The sequence below is a fragment of the Pseudomonas sp. R2-7-07 genome (assembly GCF_003852355.1).
GTDB lineage: Bacteria > Pseudomonadota > Gammaproteobacteria > Pseudomonadales > Pseudomonadaceae > Aquipseudomonas.
This window is the reverse complement of sequence record NZ_CP027759.1, coordinates 3,250,612-3,266,037: the sequence shown is the minus strand read 5'-3', so window position 1 is coordinate 3,266,037 and position 15,426 is coordinate 3,250,612. Positions and strand designations below refer to the sequence as shown.

16 protein-coding genes are annotated in these 15,426 nt (G+C 62.5%); 5 read left to right on the top strand and 11 right to left on the bottom strand.

Translation table 11 applies throughout. From position 1 onward, the window contains the following. Nucleotides 1-18 precede the first annotated feature (18 nt). Nucleotides 19-1,146, top strand: a complete 1,128-nt coding sequence (locus C4J86_RS14860; RefSeq protein WP_124370960.1) for a diguanylate cyclase — start codon at nt 19-21, stop codon at nt 1,144-1,146. Here the strand turns inward: C4J86_RS14860 and C4J86_RS14855 are convergent. Further along, a complete protein-coding gene (locus C4J86_RS14855; protein WP_124370959.1) occupies nt 1,125-3,329 on the bottom strand; it encodes a GAF domain-containing protein in 2,205 nt (734 codons plus the stop codon). The two genes, C4J86_RS14860 and C4J86_RS14855, sit on opposite strands and share 22 nt — an antisense overlap. A 171-nt stretch (nt 3,330-3,500) precedes the next feature. Further along, complete coding sequence (locus C4J86_RS14850) at nt 3,501-4,352, bottom strand: CAP domain-containing protein (RefSeq protein WP_124363163.1); 852 nt, start codon at nt 4,350-4,352, stop codon at nt 3,501-3,503. A 176-nt stretch (nt 4,353-4,528) separates the two neighbouring features. Between C4J86_RS14850 and C4J86_RS14845 the strand changes: the two genes are divergently transcribed. Continuing rightward, nucleotides 4,529-5,200 carry a GNAT family N-acetyltransferase gene (locus C4J86_RS14845; protein ID WP_124370958.1) on the top strand — a complete coding sequence of 224 codons (672 nt, stop codon included), beginning with the start codon at nt 4,529-4,531 and terminating at the stop codon, nt 5,198-5,200. Between the two features lie 135 nt (nt 5,201-5,335). Here C4J86_RS14845 and C4J86_RS14840 read toward each other — a convergent pair whose 3' ends face one another. Next, entirely contained in the window at nt 5,336-5,938 is a 603-nt protein-coding gene (locus C4J86_RS14840) for a TetR/AcrR family transcriptional regulator (protein WP_124370957.1), read from the bottom strand. A 72-nt stretch (nt 5,939-6,010) separates the two neighbouring features. Here C4J86_RS14840 and C4J86_RS14835 point away from each other — a divergent pair, with 72 nt between their 5' ends. Further along, nucleotides 6,011-6,610 (top strand): NAD(P)H-dependent oxidoreductase, encoded by a 600-nt coding sequence (locus C4J86_RS14835; RefSeq protein WP_124370956.1) that lies wholly within the window; start codon nt 6,011-6,013, stop codon nt 6,608-6,610. Nucleotide 6,611: 1 nt separating this feature from the next. Here C4J86_RS14835 and C4J86_RS14830 read toward each other — a convergent pair whose 3' ends face one another. The 3 genes from C4J86_RS14830 to C4J86_RS14820 all read right to left on the bottom strand — a co-directional run bounded on the left by C4J86_RS14830 (nt 6,612) and on the right by C4J86_RS14820 (nt 8,936). Then, nucleotides 6,612-7,001: a hypothetical protein gene (locus C4J86_RS14830; RefSeq protein WP_124370955.1), complete on the bottom strand. Its 390-nt coding sequence runs from the start codon at nt 6,999-7,001 to the stop codon at nt 6,612-6,614. A 32-nt stretch (nt 7,002-7,033) separates the two neighbouring features. Continuing rightward, nucleotides 7,034-8,290, bottom strand: coding sequence for a 3-phosphoshikimate 1-carboxyvinyltransferase (locus C4J86_RS14825; RefSeq protein WP_124370954.1), 1,257 nt, complete (start codon nt 8,288-8,290; stop codon nt 7,034-7,036). A gap of 91 nt (nt 8,291-8,381) precedes the next feature. After that, entirely contained in the window at nt 8,382-8,936 is a 555-nt protein-coding gene (locus C4J86_RS14820) for a UPF0149 family protein (RefSeq protein ID WP_124370953.1), read from the bottom strand. Between the two features lie 159 nt (nt 8,937-9,095). Here C4J86_RS14820 and C4J86_RS14815 point away from each other — a divergent pair, with 159 nt between their 5' ends. Next, a complete protein-coding gene (locus C4J86_RS14815) occupies nt 9,096-9,908 on the top strand; it encodes a crotonase/enoyl-CoA hydratase family protein (RefSeq protein WP_124370952.1) in 813 nt (270 codons plus the stop codon). Nucleotides 9,909-9,913: 5 nt separating this feature from the next. Then, the gene (gene nudC, locus C4J86_RS14810; protein WP_124370951.1) at nt 9,914-10,747 is read left to right on the top strand and encodes an NAD(+) diphosphatase; all 834 of its coding nucleotides are present in this window, start codon (nt 9,914-9,916) and stop codon (nt 10,745-10,747) included. Here nudC and C4J86_RS14805 read toward each other — a convergent pair. The 5 genes from C4J86_RS14805 to C4J86_RS14785 all read right to left on the bottom strand — a co-directional run bounded on the left by C4J86_RS14805 (nt 10,715) and on the right by C4J86_RS14785 (nt 15,398). Next, entirely contained in the window at nt 10,715-11,494 is a 780-nt protein-coding gene (locus tag C4J86_RS14805) for a TSUP family transporter (protein ID WP_124370950.1), read from the bottom strand. The two genes, nudC and C4J86_RS14805, sit on opposite strands and share 33 nt — an antisense overlap. A 198-nt stretch (nt 11,495-11,692) precedes the next feature. Beyond that, entirely contained in the window at nt 11,693-12,409 is a 717-nt protein-coding gene (gene pcsA, locus C4J86_RS14800; RefSeq protein ID WP_124363153.1) for a phosphatidylcholine synthase, read from the bottom strand. Between the two features lie 148 nt (nt 12,410-12,557). Further along, nucleotides 12,558-13,478, bottom strand: coding sequence for a class I SAM-dependent methyltransferase (locus C4J86_RS14795; protein WP_124370949.1), 921 nt, complete (start codon nt 13,476-13,478; stop codon nt 12,558-12,560). 49 nt (nt 13,479-13,527) lie between these two features. After that, nucleotides 13,528-14,016: a DUF1289 domain-containing protein gene (locus C4J86_RS14790; protein ID WP_124370948.1), complete on the bottom strand. Its 489-nt coding sequence runs from the start codon at nt 14,014-14,016 to the stop codon at nt 13,528-13,530. A 131-nt stretch (nt 14,017-14,147) separates the two neighbouring features. Continuing rightward, nucleotides 14,148-15,398, bottom strand: a complete 1,251-nt coding sequence (locus tag C4J86_RS14785; protein ID WP_124367292.1) for a ribonucleotide-diphosphate reductase subunit beta — start codon at nt 15,396-15,398, stop codon at nt 14,148-14,150. Nucleotides 15,399-15,426: the final 28 nt, after the last annotated feature.

Sequence of the window (15,426 nt, the reverse complement as noted above, 5' to 3'; positions counted from 1 at the left end):
CTCAGACAGGCGAATCGCATGAATAGCCATGGGCTTGGGCAAGACCCGGACCGTGTTATCGAACAGCAGGTGCGCACCGACCGTTTGCACCAGCTGTTTCGCCAGTCCTTCCCGGCGCTGTTTGGCAGCTACCTGGCCGCTCTCATGCTGTGCTGGCTGTGCTGGGAGCGCTTCGACCAGCAGCTGATCCTGATATGGCTGGTGCTGCTGGCCGGTTCCTCACTGCTGCGCCTGCAATTATTCCTTGAATGGTTCCGCTGCCCCGACAGTGAGCGAACGCCGGCGCGGTGGGAGCGGCGTTACTGGGTGACACTGATGCTGTCGGCGGGCATCTGGGGGGGCGGGGCGCTGGCGGTGATGCCGGTGGATGACCGTGTGGCCCAGGTGCTGGTCATGCTGTTCGCCGTGGGCATGTCGGTCGGCGCGGTGTCCTGCTATTCGGCCTATCGCTACATGTCGCTGGGGTCCATGGGCCTGGTGCTGTTGCCTTGTACCCTGTGGTTGCTGTTTCAGCCATCGCCGATGCAGGTCGGCGTGGCGCTGGCGGTATTGGTGTTCTCGTCCTTTGTGGTGGCCGCCACGCACAAACTCTCCGACGCCCTGGAAAAAGCTTTTCGCCTGACCCGGCAAATGGAGCGCGCCCACACCATTTCAACCCACGCCTCCCAGACCGATGAGCTGACCGGGTTGATGAACCGTCGGGCCTTTTTCGAACAGGCCCAGGCGCTCTATGCCCAGTGCCGTCGTGAGCAGCAGCCGCTGTGTGTGCTGATGCTGGACATGGATCACTTCAAAACCATCAATGACACCTACGGTCACCAGGCCGGTGATCAGGTGTTGCGCCAGATTGGCAGTGTGATCAGTACCTCGTTTCGCCAGGTCGATGTGTACGGCCGCCTGGGGGGTGAAGAGTTCGCGATATTGCTGCCCAATACCTCCCTTGAGACCGCGCGCAGCATCGCCGAGCAACTGGTCCAGGCCATTGGCGATTTGCGGGCCGACCCGGTGCAGGGGTTGAGTGCCAGCCTGGGCTTGGCTTCGACCCATACCCAGGCGCTGGACTTGTATGGCTTGATGGACAGCGCCGACAAGGCGCTGTACCGGGCCAAGGCGCTGGGCCGTAATCAGGTGGCCGTGGCGGGTTGATCCTTGGCCATGGCTTTGGCCAACGCGCGCGCAACCTGTTCGGCGGAGTAGGGTTTGGCGAGGAATTCAAAGCCTTCATAGCCACTGTCCGCCAGTTCTTCGCTGTATCCGGAGACCAGCACCACCGGCAGGTCCGCCCGGCGCTGGCGCATCAGTTTGGCCATGGCGACGCCAGTCATCCCAGGCATCACCACATCCGAGAACACCGCGTCGAAGGCCCCGGCATCGTTGCCGGCCAGCGTCAGCGCCTGTTCGGCGTTGGTGGCCCAGGTGGTCTGGTAACCCAGATCCTTGAGGATCTGGCTGGCGAAGCGTCCCACCTCCAGGTTGTCCTCCACGATCAGTACATGCCGTTGGGCCAGGTCCAGCGGCGGTGGAAGGTCTTGCTCTGCGTCCTGCCGGGGCGCGGCTTCGCCTTCCACCTCGGGCAGGTACAGGGTGAACACCGTGCCTTGCCCCAGGGTGCTGGCCACATCGATATTGCCGCCCGATTGCTTGGCAAAGCCGAACACCTGCGACAAGCCCAGGCCGGTGCCCTTGCCGACGGCCTTGGTGGTGAAGAACGGCTCGAAAATGCGTTCGACGGTATCGCCGGCAATGCCCACGCCCGTGTCGGCCAGGGAAATAGCGATGTAGGGCAGGCGCGACTCGGCATCCCCGCGGATGCGCGGTAGCGGCTGCTGGGCGGCGACCTTGATGATCAGGCTGCCCTGGCCGTCCATGGCGTCGCGGGCATTGAGGGCGATGTTGATCAGGGCGGTTTCGAACTGGCTGGAATCGATGCGCGCATAGCAGGGCTGCTCGGGCAATTGCACCTGCACATGAATGCGTGCGCCGGTGACGCTCTCAAGCATGTCGCCAATGTTGCGCACCCGTTGGCTGACATCGAACACCTGCGGGTTCAACGGCTGGCGGCGGGCGAAGGCGAGCAGTTGGCTGGTGAGCTTGCTGGCCCGCTCGACGGTATCGGACACCGCGCCCATATAGCGTTGCCGGCGTTCTTCCGAGAGCCCCGGTTGGCGCAGGAAATCCACGGATGAACGAATGATCGTCAGCAGGTTATTGAAATCATGGGCGACGCCGCCAGTGAGTTGGCCGATGGCCTCGAGCTTTTGCGACTGGCGCAACGCGGCTTCGGCCTGGGCGAGGGCGCGGGTGCGTTCTTCGACGCGCTGTTCCAGGGTTGCATTGAGTTCGGTATAGGCCGCCAGGCCCTCACGCACCACAGCATCGGCGCGTACGCGCTCGATATGCGCCCAGGAACGTTCGGTGACTTCGCCCAACAGCGCCAGGTCATAGGAGGACCAGTGGCGGGGCTGTTTGTCGTGCACGGCCATCAGCGCGGTGAGGCGGCCGTCTTTGATCAACGGCATACAAATGGTCGCCGTTACACCGAGTGCCTGGAAGTTCGCGGCTTCATGGGCCGGCAACTCGAGCAGGTTATTGCCGATCACCAGGGGATCGCCGGCGCGCAGGCAGGTCACTGCGCGCTCGCCGAACGCGGCCAGGCTGTAATGGCCGATGATGCTCGGCGAGCCTTGGGCCGACCAGTCGCCGCGAATGGTAAAGCCGTCTTGGTCGTCTTCCATGTCGGCGTAGGCGCAAATCGACACTTGCAGGTGTTCGGCCAGCAGGCGGGTGGTCGACATCATGATCGCTTCGGGGTCGGTGGCCGTGGCAACGCTGTTGCCGATGGCGTCCAGCACGGCCAGGCGCCGGGTGAGGAAGACCGTGGCGGTGGTTTCGGTCACGGTATCGAGCAACCCCACTACCGCGCCTTTTGCATCACGGATCGGGCTGTAGCAAAAGGTGAAGTACGCTTGTTCAGGCGTGTCGTCACGCAGGATCAACAGCGGAAAGCTTTCGATATAGGTGGCCTGCCCGGCGAACGCGGTGTCGGCGATAGGGCGGATGTCATCCCATGCCTCGTGCCACACCTCGTTGAACGGACGGCCCAGGGCGTCGGGCTTGTTGCCCAGGATCGGCACGAATGCATCGTTGTGGAGCGTGATCAACTCAGGCCCCCAGACGATGGCTTGGGGAAAGCTGGAGGCGAAGCACAGCGCAACGGTTGTCTTCAACACGTCCGGCCAGTGTTCAACCGGCCCCAGGGGCGTACTGGCCCAATCATGCCGACGAACCCGCTCTGCCATTACGCTGCTGCCTTGCAGCCAATTCATCATTGGGTTCACACCTTGCTCGCTACGCGTTGTTAGGCTTTGAAGAGGTCAGACCACTTGCAACAGACCGGAATGACCTGGATCAGTTCAGCGCTATTATCTCCTAGGTGGCCCTTTGATTTCATTGCCCATTTGGCGGAACGAGTGGTCGCAGGGCTGGGCCGCCGCCCACCGTTATTGGGCGCCGAACAGCCCCGTCCAATAGATGCCCGCATCGCTTTTTGGGTCCATTGCATAGGCCGCGCCCAATTCACGAAATTGCGGGTTCATCAGGTTGGCGCAATGGCCGGGGCTGGCGAGCCAACCGTCGAGCACCTTGCGTGGGGTATCGAGGCCGGCGGCGATGTTTTCGCCGATGTTTTTTGCGATATACCCGGCCAGCTCGGCGCGATCGCCGGGGGTACGGCCGTCGTGGTCGAGATGATCGAAAAAGTTGCCGTTGGCCATGTTGCGGGTATGGCTGTTGGCGGCACCGGCCAGATCGTCGTTCCACGACAGCGGCGTGGTCGCGGTGAACGCCTGGGTGCCACACTGGCGCGGCTGGGCGCGGGCGGCGTTGATCAGGTCGAGCAGTTTGCGGCCTTCGGTCTGCCAGTCGCCCAGGCCGCTGGTCAGCAGCGGGCGGGCGAGCACGATGCGCCAGTCCTGGCCGCTGTTGCTCACGCCGATGTCGACGAATTGCGGGTCGAGTACCACGCGACAGAAGCTTTCACGCACCGCTTTCATGGCGGCCTCGGCATCCCTGGGCCCGGACAGGCTGATGGCCTGCACGTTGACCATGGGGTACGCGGCCCGCGCCAGCGACTGCTGCAAATCACCGACATTGGTGGCCGGCAGCACCAGCCGTGTATCGCTGTTGAGCGGCGGCAATTCCTGGGAACCCTGGTCGCCGCAGCGCTGCACCTGGCTGCGGTACTGGTTGATCTGTTGCACCAACTGACTTTCTTCATTCGCCATCGCGCTGGCGCAGAACACCGTACTGGCGGCCAGCGTCGTAAGACCCATCATCAATGACAGAACGCGCATGGACGTTACCCTTGAGCTTGAAAGTGCCCATGATGCGCGATCCAGGTGCGTGCATGCACCCGTTGGTCCGAACTTTTTTTGTTCAATGCTTGAGTGCCGGCTGTTGAGGGCCGAGGCTTCACGGCGTGCAACAGGTACAATCGCCACTGCCTTGACGTGAAACCCCAGGAATTTGCATGTTCAGCCTTACCCGCTACACCACGCCGTGCCCCGAATCGGTCAACAGCCAGATCCTGCAGCTGGTGGTCGACAACCTCACCGACATCAGCAGCGTGGCACTGGCGCCCAGCAACCTGCTCTACAACATTTACCAGTACGCCATCGGGTTTGAGGTGCACCTGTACCTGGAGGCGCTGGATGGATCGAAGGGCATCAGCGTTGAGCTGGTCGTGGCGCTGCAGGAGCAGACCGTCGTTGGTTTTTGCCTGTACCTCCCGGTGAAGGACGACCCTCAAGCCTGTGGCGTGGCCTTTATGGCCGTGCACTCGGCTTTCAGGCGCCAAGGCGTGGCCCGGGCCATGCTGGGTGACGTGTTGGCGCGCTATCCCCATGGGGAGCTGGCGTGCTCGGTGGAGAAGGTCCCGGCATTCGAAGCCCTGGGCTTCAAGGTGCGCGGCGCGCGTGGCACCCAAGTGCTGATGAATACGCGGGACTACGGCACCGATGGGTTGATGGGCGTGCTCGACGTGGCGGCTATCTACAGCTCATTGGAGGTGCGGCAAATCCATACCTACCTGCTGCAAAAGCATGGGAAGCGCGCGATGGTGGACGCGGAAAAGCAGCGCGACCGGCACCTGGATCAATTGACGCGCAAGGTGCAGCGGTTTGTAAACGAACGCTTGGGTTGAGAACCGGTGACACTGTGGGAGGGGGCTTGCTCCCGATGGCGGTGTGTCAGTCACCTATCAATCGACTGAACCACCGCTATCGGGAGCAAGCCCCCTCCCACATTGATCTGCTTTTAGCCGATGACCTTTCCAGCCTCAGGCGGCGCCGCGCTTGACCATTGCCAGGATGGTCGCCAGCAGTTCCTGCTGCGCTTCTTCGCGGCTGATTTCCGCGCTGGCCGCAGCATCGGACAAGGCTTCGGCCGCGCCCAGCATGGCGCGCAGGCCTGCTTGGGAAAGCGTGCCACCCGGCGCGAAGGGCGCCAGGGCATCGCGGCATTTATCGAGAAAGATGGCCTCGTACTTGCGCTTGAGCGCCTCCAGCTCCGGCGAGCCACTGAGCGCCGCCGTCACCCCTGGAATCTCGCGACCCTGCAGCAACACGCAATCCACATAGGACGAGGCAATCACCCACGCACGCGCTTCAAGTGTCGCGCTGCTGGCCTCGATGGCGTCGACAAACACCTGGTTCTGGCGCCCATCGAAATCCTCATACAGCGCGGCCAACAGGCCAGAGCGCGTGACGAAATGGTCGTACACCACCGGTTTGGTCACCCCGGCCAACTCGGCCAGGCGGCCCAGGGTCAGGGCGTCGGTGCCGTCCTCGCGCACCAGTTGCCAGGCGGTTTCCAATAACTGTTGCAGGCGTTCTTCGCGGGAAAGACGCCGACGCGGGGCAGGGGATTGTTCGCTTGACATGCTTATATACCAAAAGTAACTTAAATAAGGTAACTTACTAAAAGTAGCTTAAGCCTAAAAGGAGTCAATGTCATGCATGCACTCATCGTTGTGGCTCATCACGACAGCCAATCCCTTACCCATAGCGTGGCCGCGCAGGTGGGTGGCGGTTTGAGCGCCTCCGGGCACACCTTTGAAATCGCCGACATCGCGGCCGAAGGTTTCGACCCGCGCTACACCGCCGCCGACCACCGGGTACACCGCAGCCGGGCCACGCCGCCGGCGGATGTCCTCGCCGAACAGGCCCGCATCGAGCGCGCCGACGCGTTGGTCGTGGTGTTCCCGATTTACTGGTGGTCCATGCCGGCGTTGCTCAAGGGCTGGATCGACCGTGTCTTCGTCAACGGCTGGGCGATCGATTACGGCCCCGATACACCGGTGACCAAGAAGTTGCGGCACTTGCAGGTGCACCTGCTGGCCCTGGGGGCTGCCGATGCCGATGCCTTCGACCGGCACGGTTATGCCCAGGCCATGCGCACGCAGATCGACTACGGGATCTTCGACTACTGCGGAGCGCAGGTGCTGACCTCGCAGTTGCTGCTGGAGTCGGAAAGCGACAGTGCCCAGGCGCATCTGCGCAAGGCCAGGGAGACAGGGCAGACGCTGTTTGTGCGCGAGACGGTAGCGGGGTGATTCAAGCGTCGCGAAACAGGTCGTGGGCGTCCAGCAAGCGGTAGGCAATCTCCGGCTGCTTCTCCAGGCCACGACGGATCGCCGCTGGAATCGACTGGCGAGTCTTGCGACACAGGCCGGGCAGCTCGTCGATGACGATCTGGATGCCGCGCATGCTCTTGACCTCGGTGTGGCCCGGCGCGATATGCAGGCGGATGCCCAACTGTTCGAACATCCGCTGCTGCAGATGCTCGAGGTCCTGCAGGCTCTTGAGGTTCTCCAGGCGCTCGAGCAGGCGTTTTTCTTCCTGGCGTGTCAGGTTGAGAATGCGCAGGTCGGGCTCGGGCGCCTCCAGCAAACATTCGCGCTCGCAGTCACAGACGCCGGGCGGGCAGGGTTGGCGAATGGTCATGTGCGTGCCCTCCCTGAACCTGCGCTGTTGTCTTAGTAGCTTAGCGTTACGCCAAGGCTGCCCAGGGCTTTCCAGTACCCAGGGTAGGTCTTGGCCACGCAGTCCGGGTCCTGGATGCGAATGCCCGCGACTTTCAGCCCGGCCAGGGCAAAGCACATGGCGATGCGATGGTCGGCGTGGGTATCGATCAAGGCGTTGCAGGACGTGCCGGCCAGGGCTGGGTCAGCCGCAACCAGCAGATCGTCGCCCTCGATGGTCGCCAGGCCCGGCCGGATTGCGTTGAGGCCGTCGTGCAGCGCCTGCACGCGGTCACATTCCTTGACGCGCAGGTTGGCCAGTTCCGTGAAACGCACCGGGGTCTTGTTGAACGCGGCGAGCACCGCCAGGGTCGGGATGGCGTCCTGCATTTGCGAGCCCACCACCGTCGCCTGCATGTTCGGGAACTGGGCTATCACCGCCTGGGCCTTGGCGTCCGGCTGGGTGAACGCCTCGGCGGCGACACCGATGTCGATACGGCCGCCGGTCAATACCTCTGCGGCCCACAGGTAGGTGGCTGCGGAGGCGTCGGGTTCGATCAGGTAATCATGGGCGGTGTAGCCGGTCGGGGCCACGCGCCAGGTGGTGTCGTCGACGGCTTCCACCTGGGCGCCGAAGGCACGCATGCAATCCAGCGTCAGGTCCACATAGCCACGGGCGCCGATGTCCTTGCCGGTCAGGGCGACTTCAATCGGCGCTTCGCCGCATGCCGCGAGCATCAGCAGCGCCGAGACATACTGGCTGGACAGGCCGCCATCGATCTCGAAACGCTTGGCCTGGACTTTGCCCACGCCGTGCACGGTCACCGGTGGGCAGCCGGTCGGGCTGTCGACCTGGATGCCGTTCTGGCCGAGGGTGGCGAGCAGCGGCCCGATCGGGCGCTTTTGCATGTACTCGTCGCCGTCCAGCACCACGGTGCCGTGCACGGTTGCCACGGCAGCGGTGAGAAAGCGCATGGCGGTGCCGGCATTGCCGAGGAACAGCGGTTGTGGCGGCAATTGCAGTTTGCCCTGGCCGGTGACCACGAACGTAGTGTCGTCCGGCTCGTCGATGCTCACGCCCATCTGCCGCAGGGCCACCGACATGTGACGGGTGTCGTCGCTCTTCAGGGCGCCGCTCAAGCGGCTGGTGCCCTTGGCCAGGGCCGCCAGCAGCAGGGCGCGGTTGGTAATGGATTTGGAGCCGGGGGGCGCGACCTTGCCATTGAGAGGAAAGTTGGGCGGGGTAACGGTCACGGTTTTCTGCGAACTCAAGGGACAAGGCTCCTGATCAAGGCGAGGTGGCATGGAGTGGCCGACGGGGCGGACCCGAATAATCGGCCAAAGGTGCGGTGCTTGTCGAGATTTAGCGCTTGCTCAGCCAGTAATCGTGCAGCGCCCGCGCCGCCGGTTCGATTTCGCTGACCCGCTGCTGATGGGCCTGCACATCCAGGTCCGCCGGTAATTCGAAATTATCCTGCTCGGCGCACCAGGAGATTTTCTCGAACTGAGTGGCCAGTTCGGCGGGCAGCGGCGGCCAGTTGCCGATGGCCGCGCCACGGATATAGCCGAAGCACCATTCTTCGGCGAGGGTCACGGACTGGCCGTGGTGCTCTTTTTCATCGAACAGCGCCTTGAACGCCTTGGAGTTGCCGGCCAGCTGCGCCGCCAGCGTATTGAAGTGACGTACACACAGGTCCAGGACCTGCCCGGCCTCTTCGGGGCTTTCCCAGTCCGGGTTCTGCCCGCCCCAGATGGCCGGAAACCACTCGGCGATATCCACCTGTGCCGGGCTCGATACCAGCGCGGTGAAGTAGCCGTCGAGTTCGGCGACGTTGAGCACCGAATGGTCGTCGCCGTACTTGAGCAGGGTTTCTTCGATCTGGTCGAACTCGGCGGGGATGAGCGGCTGGGCGTGCATGGGGCATATCCTTCAAACGTCGAACGCCGCAGGGGCGGCTTAAAGCGCCAAGGATGGCGCCTGGCAAGGTTTTTTGCCAGTCCCGCTTTTGGCCGATGCGCCGTTGCCTGCCCTTGTTATAGTTCGGGCCTTATCACTCGCCAGTCAGGGATCACGGCCATGTCCGAATACCAAGCGTTCGTAGTGGAACTCAGCGGCAACGTTGCCCATGTGCAGATCAATCGCCCGGAAAAGATCAACGCGATGAACGCGGCGTTCTGGCGCGAAATCATCGAGATCTTCCAATGGGTCGACGACACCGATGCCGTGCGCGCCGTGGTGCTCAGTGGTGCCGGCAAGCACTTTTCTTCCGGCATCGACTTGATGCTGCTGGCCTCGGTGGCCAATGAGTTGGGCAAGGATGTGGGCCGCAATGCGCGTCTGCTGCGGCGCAAGATCCTCGGGCTGCAAGCCTCGTTCAATGCGGTCGACAACTGCCGCAAGCCGGTACTGGCCGCGATCCACGGCTACTGCATCGGCGGTGCCATTGACCTGATCAGCGCCTGCGACATGCGCTACGCCGCCGAGGACGCGCAGTTCTCGATCAAGGAAATCGACATGGGCATGGCCGCCGACGTCGGCACCTTGCAACGCCTGCCCCGCATCGTCGGCGACGGTATGTTGCGCGAACTGGCCTACACCGGTCGTCAGTTCGGAGCCGAGGAGGCGCGCAGCATCGGCCTGGTCAACCGCGTGTTTGCCGACCAGCAAAGCCTGTTGGCCGGCGTCATGGCCATTGCCCATGAAATCGCCGCCAAGTCGCCGATTGCCGTGGCCGGTACCAAGGCGATGATCAGCTATATGCGCGACCACACTGTCAATGACGGCCTGGAATACGTTGCCACCTGGAACTCGGCTATGTTGCAATCCAACGACCTGCGCGTGGCCATCGCCGCCCATATGAGCAAGCAGGCACCCGAATTCTTGGATTGATCGATATGACCCCAGGCTGGATTACCACAACGCTGCTGGACAATGACGCTGCCGGCGGCTGGGCCGTCGCCCGCAGCCGCGACGGCTTTTTGCAGGATGCCAACGGGCCTCTGTTCCCTCGGGAGTGGCTCAAGCGCCAGGACCTGTCGGTGTTTGCCGAACACGGCATCGGCCACCTCGATGGCGAGCCGGTGTACCTGCTGGAACTCGACAGCGCTGGCGAAGTACCGGGTTGCAGCTGGCAAGGCCTGCGCGGCTTTATGCTGCAAGGCGATCACACCCTGTACAAAGTGCTGGGCTATGCCGCGCAGATTGGCACCTGGGCGCGCGAGCATCGGTTCTGCGGCAGTTGCGGCCAGGCCATGGTGCAAGTGCCACGGGAGCGGGCGATGTACTGCCAACCCTGTGACCTGCGCAGCTATCCGCGGATTTCGCCGAGCATGATCGTGCTGGTGACCCGTGGCGATGAGGTTCTGCTGGCGCGTTCGCCACGCTTTGTCACCGGGGTCTACAGCACCCTGGCCGGCTTTGCCGAGCCGGGTGAGTCGGCCGAAGACTGCCTGATCCGCGAAGTGCGCGAGGAAGTGCAGCTCGAGGTGAAGAACCTGCAGTACATGGGCAGCCAGTGCTGGCCGTTCCCGCATTCGATGATGCTGGGTTTCCATGCCGAGTATGCCGGTGGCGACATCGTGCCCCAGGCCGACGAAATCGAAGACGCGCAGTGGTTCAACATCCACGACCTGCCGCCGCTGCCGGCGTCACGCTCGATTGCGCGTTACCTGATCGACCTGTATGTGGCCCGTCGCTTAGGCCACGCTGAACCAGTGCTGCCAGGCTAGGCGCACCGTCAGGCCGAGCACCACGGTGATAAATACCGGGCGAATGAACTTGGCGCCGCCGCTGATTGCGCTGCGCGCGCCAAAGAACGCGCCGCCCATTACCGAGACGCCCATCGCCAGGCCGACCACCCAGTCCACCGAGCCGTTGATGATAAACACCGTCAGCGCCGCCGCATTGCTAACGAAGTTCATGCTGCGCGCCACGCCGCTGGCCTTCACCAGGTCGATCGGGTGCAGCAGCATGGTGCTCACGGTCCAGAATGCACCGGTCCCGGGCCCGGCCACGCCGTCGTAGAAGCCCAGGCCGAAGCCCTGGGTCGCCTGCCATTTCTTCTTGATCGGCGCCTCGGCGTCCAGCGGTGCCTTGGGCGTGCCGCCGAACAGCAGGTACACCCCGCAGGCGAACACAATCACCGGCAGCATCTTGTTCAGGGTCTCGGCGGGCAAATAGTGCGCGACCACAGCGCCGGTCAGCGCGCCGATCAAGGTGCCGACGATGGCATGCACCCACTGGCGCGGGTGGAACAGCTTGCGGCGGTAGAAGGTGAAGCTGGCGGTGGCCGAGCCAAAGGTGGAACTGAGTTTATTGGTGCCCAGCACCAGATGCGGCGGCATGCCAGCGGTCAACAGGGCAGGGGTGGTAAGCAAGCCACCTCCGCCAGCGATGGCGTCGATGAAGCCGGCGATAAAAGCCACGACGGCGAGAATGGCGAGGGTAGTCAGGTCAACGCTGAGTTCGAAGGGCATGGGCAGGGCTTATTGTTGGGTGGGCACGCAGGCCCGCCATCTTACCTGCCGGATGTGCGCAGATCCAAATGAGTGAGCAGAACCCAATGTGGGAGGGGGCTTGCTCCCGATAGCGGTGGGTCAGCGAGCTTGAGTGCTACTGACACACCGTCATCGGGGGCAAGCCCCCTCCCACATTTTTAACAGTGTTCGCTTGGGTTATTTGTGGGTGCCCATCCACTCCAGCGCGGTGCGCCAGATGCAAATGCCCAGGAAGTACGCCGACATCAGCGACCATAACCCGAACGTCCACGGGTTGGTGTTCGGATAATCCACCACCATCAGGAAGCTGCACAGCAGCCAGATTGTGGTTACCGCGATATTGATCGGCATGAACCGCTTGACCCGGAACGGGTGCAGGAACTTCATCGGCGTCACGGTCAGCAGCGCCAGGCCGATTACAGTGAGCAAGGTGATCCAGGCGTCGGGCTGGATGATGTACACACACAAGGCCACCACGTTCCATGCCGCCGGGAAGCCGACGAAATAGTTGTCCTTGCTCTTCATGTTGACATTGCAGAAGCAAAACAGCGACGACACCAGGATCACCGACACCGCAAACAGGTGGGTGAAGTCCGGCAGGTCGATATAGCGGTAGATAAACAGCGCGGGGATGAATACGTAGGTGAGGTAATCGATCACCAGGTCCAATACCGAGCCGTCAAAGCTGGGCAATACCGTGCTGACATTGACCCGCCGCGCCAGGGAGCCGTCGACGCCGTCCACCACCAGTGCCAGGCCCAGCCACAGCAGGCAGGCCTTGGGGGAGTTTTCCAGCAGCGCCAGGGTGGCCAGGAATGCCAGTACCACACCGGTGGCGGTAAAGCCGTGGGCGCCCCAGGCTTTGATTCTGGCTACATGCAGGGTCGATATCACGGGCGGTTCTCCAAAGGGTCAAACGGGGCAGCCGACAGCGTAACGCTGTCGAGTCTGGCCGGGGAATGCAGGTATCGACCGGGAAGGCAGGGATAAGGTTCACCGCCCGGCGTATGGCTTAGCGTAGCAAGCGTAGGACTTTTCGGCATCAGCCTTGGCGAAACACCAGGGCCTTCAACCCGCTTTGCGGGTCGATATCCGGGAATTCCGGTGGGTTTGCCAGGCGTTCTACAAAGCGCAGGCCCGGTGCCTCGCGGGTGACGCCGTCGATCAGGAAGTCTTCGCCAAACGCCGGATCGTTCATGCACGCCAGCACCGTGCCCTGGGCCGTGAGCAAATCCGGCAGGCGGCGCAGTACGCGTTGGTAATCCTTGGTCAGCAGAAAGCTGCCCTTCTGGAAGGACGGCGGATCGATGATCACCAAGTCATAGGGGCCACTGTTGGTGACTTTGGCCCAAGACTTGAACAGGTCGTGGCCCAGGAAGCTTACCTTGCTCAAGTCGTGACCATTCAGGCGATGGTTGTCACGGCCACGGCTCAGGGCGCCACGGGCCATGTCCAGGTTCACCACGTGCTCGGCGCCGCCTTCGATCGCGGCCACGGAGAATCCGCAGGTGTAGGCAAACAGATTAAGCACGCGCTGGCCCCTGGCCTGCTCGCGCACCCAGTTGCGCCCGTAACGCATGTCGAGGAACAGGCCGCTGTTCTGCTTTTTACCCAGGTCGATCAGGTAACGCAGGCCGCCTTCGGTGATGGTCAGCTCATCGATTGCCTCGCCCACCAGCCACTCGGTGGTGCTTTGCGGCAGGTAGCGGTGTTGCAGCGCTACGGTATGGGCGCCGAAGCCGGCCCAGTCGACCTGCAACAACTGCTGCTTCAAGGCCTGCAGATGCTCGGTTTCCTTGAACAGCGCTACCAGCACCACACCTTGCAGCCAGTCCACCGTCACCTGCTCAAGGCCCGGCCAGCAGCGGCCACGGCCGTGAAACAGGCGCCGGGTTTCAGCCGGAGCGCTGGCCAGGGCGGTGAGCAGATGGGCGTGCAGGGTAGCGAGTGCGTCTGGGGTCATCGTTGAGCGTCAGTCGTTGAGCGGGCGGCATTTTAAACACAATTGCGCGTCAGAGCGTGGCGATCAGGGCTGGACCAAAGGAATCGCGCAGAAAAACCGGCGCGATATAGCGCTCGTAATGCGCCTCGGACAGCAGGAAAAACTCCCGGTCAATCGCATCGCGCAGGTCCGTGAGGCTACGTTCACGAAACTCCGGCAGCAACGCCAACCCATAGGCGTCCAGCTTCGACATCACCCGCGCACCCCGCGCAATCAGCTGGTATGCCCAGCAATACGGCGACTGTTGCGGCATGAAGCGAATCTTGCGGTCTTCCAGTTGTTGGCGCAGACGCTGCGGGTCGACCACTTCCAGCTTGCTGGCCATGACCTGCACCAGCAACTGCTCGAGGCGCAGCCACACCGCGTGTTTTTCCTCGGCGTTATAGCCGTTCCACTGGATCACTTCGTGGTGGTAACGCTTGCAGCCCCGGCAGACCAGGTCACCGTAGACGGTGGAACACAGGCCTACACAGGGCGTCTTGATGGTTTGGTTGGGCATAAAGGGCAATTTCGTTTCCAAGGTGGGAGGGGGCTTGCTCCCGATAGCAGTGGTTCAGTTAAAGCAGCTGTGACTGATACACCGCTATCGGGAGCAAGCCCCCTCCCACATGTTGGATCTGTGCTGTTAAATCAATCCCAGCTCAACGCGCCGCCGGTCTGATACTCGATCACACGGGTCTCAAAGAAATTCTTCTCTTTCTTCAAGTCCATGATCTCGCTCATCCACGGGAACGGGTTAGTCGTGCCTGGATACTCTTCCTTCAACCCAATCTGCGACAACCGACGATTCGCGATGAACTTCAGATAGTCCTCCATCATCGCCGCATTCATCCCCAGCACCCCACGTGGCATGGTATCGCGCGCATATTCGATCTCCAGCTGGGTCCCTTGCAGGATCATCTGGGTCGCTTCTTCCTTCATCTCGGCATCCCACAGGTGCGGGTTTTCGATTTTGATCTGGTTGATCACATCGATACCGAAGTTCAGGTGCATCGACTCATCGCGCAGGATGTACTGGAACTGCTCGGCCACGCCGGTCATTTTGTTGCGGCGGCCCATGGAGAGGATCTGGGTGAAGCCGCAATAGAAGAAGATGCCTTCCAGCACGCAGTAGTAGGCGACCAGGTTGCGCAGCAGTTCCTTGTCGGTGTCGACGGTGCCGGTTTCGAACTTCGGATCGGAGATCGAGCGGGTGTACTTCAGGCCCCAAGCGGCCTTTTTGGCGACCGATGGAATCTCGTGGTACATGTTGAAGATCTCGCCTTCATCCATGGCCAGCGATTCGATGCAGTACTGGTAAGCGTGAGTGTGGATCGCTTCTTCGAAGGCCTGGCGCAGGATGTACTGGCGGCACTCCGGGTTGGTGATCAGGCGGTACACGGCCAGCACCAGGTTGTTGGCGACCAACGAATCCGCCGTGGAGAAGAAGCCCAGGTTGCGCATGACGATGCGGCGTTCGTCGTCGGTCAGGCCTTCGGGGTCTTTCCACAGGGCGATGTCGGCGGTCATGTTGACCTCTTGCGGCATCCAGTGGTTGGCGCAGCCGTCGAGGTATTTCTGCCAGGCCCAGTCGTACTTGAAGGGCACGAGTTGGTTGAGGTCGGCGCGGCAGTTGATCATGCGCTTTTCGTCAACGGCGACGCGGGCGGAGGCGCCTTCGAGTTCGGCGAGGCCTTCGGCGACGTCGAGTTTGTCCAGGGCTGCCTTGGCGCGCACGATGGCCGCGGAGTCATTGGCGGTGACGGCGCGGGCTTCGATGGCGGCGGCAGCGCCGGCACCGTCAAGGCGGTCCATGTTGGCTTCGGTGGCGTGGCCGGCGTTGGCGCCTTTGATCACGGGGGCAACGCTGTCTTCGCTGTCGACTTCATCCCAACTCAGCATCGAAATACTCCTTCCTGATCTGTTTTGA

Coding starts and splice junctions, on each gene's coding strand:
- C4J86_RS14860 (WP_124370960.1), top strand. CDS start 19: ATGAATAGCCATGGGCTTGGGCAAGACCCGGACCGTGTTATCGAACAG.
- C4J86_RS14855 (WP_124370959.1), bottom strand. CDS start 3,329: ATGATGAATTGGCTGCAAGGCAGCAGCGTAATGGCAGAGCGGGTTCGT.
- C4J86_RS14850 (WP_124363163.1), bottom strand. CDS start 4,352: ATGCGCGTTCTGTCATTGATGATGGGTCTTACGACGCTGGCCGCCAGT.
- C4J86_RS14845 (WP_124370958.1), top strand. CDS start 4,529: ATGTTCAGCCTTACCCGCTACACCACGCCGTGCCCCGAATCGGTCAAC.
- C4J86_RS14840 (WP_124370957.1), bottom strand. CDS start 5,938: ATGTCAAGCGAACAATCCCCTGCCCCGCGTCGGCGTCTTTCCCGCGAA.
- C4J86_RS14835 (WP_124370956.1), top strand. CDS start 6,011: ATGCATGCACTCATCGTTGTGGCTCATCACGACAGCCAATCCCTTACC.
- C4J86_RS14830 (WP_124370955.1), bottom strand. CDS start 7,001: ATGACCATTCGCCAACCCTGCCCGCCCGGCGTCTGTGACTGCGAGCGC.
- C4J86_RS14820 (WP_124370953.1), bottom strand. CDS start 8,936: ATGCACGCCCAGCCGCTCATCCCCGCCGAGTTCGACCAGATCGAAGAA.
- C4J86_RS14815 (WP_124370952.1), top strand. CDS start 9,096: ATGTCCGAATACCAAGCGTTCGTAGTGGAACTCAGCGGCAACGTTGCC.
- nudC (WP_124370951.1), top strand. CDS start 9,914: ATGACCCCAGGCTGGATTACCACAACGCTGCTGGACAATGACGCTGCC.
- C4J86_RS14805 (WP_124370950.1), bottom strand. CDS start 11,494: ATGCCCTTCGAACTCAGCGTTGACCTGACTACCCTCGCCATTCTCGCC.
- C4J86_RS14795 (WP_124370949.1), bottom strand. CDS start 13,478: ATGACCCCAGACGCACTCGCTACCCTGCACGCCCATCTGCTCACCGCC.
- C4J86_RS14790 (WP_124370948.1), bottom strand. CDS start 14,016: ATGCCCAACCAAACCATCAAGACGCCCTGTGTAGGCCTGTGTTCCACC.
- C4J86_RS14785 (WP_124367292.1), bottom strand. CDS start 15,398: ATGCTGAGTTGGGATGAAGTCGACAGCGAAGACAGCGTTGCCCCCGTG.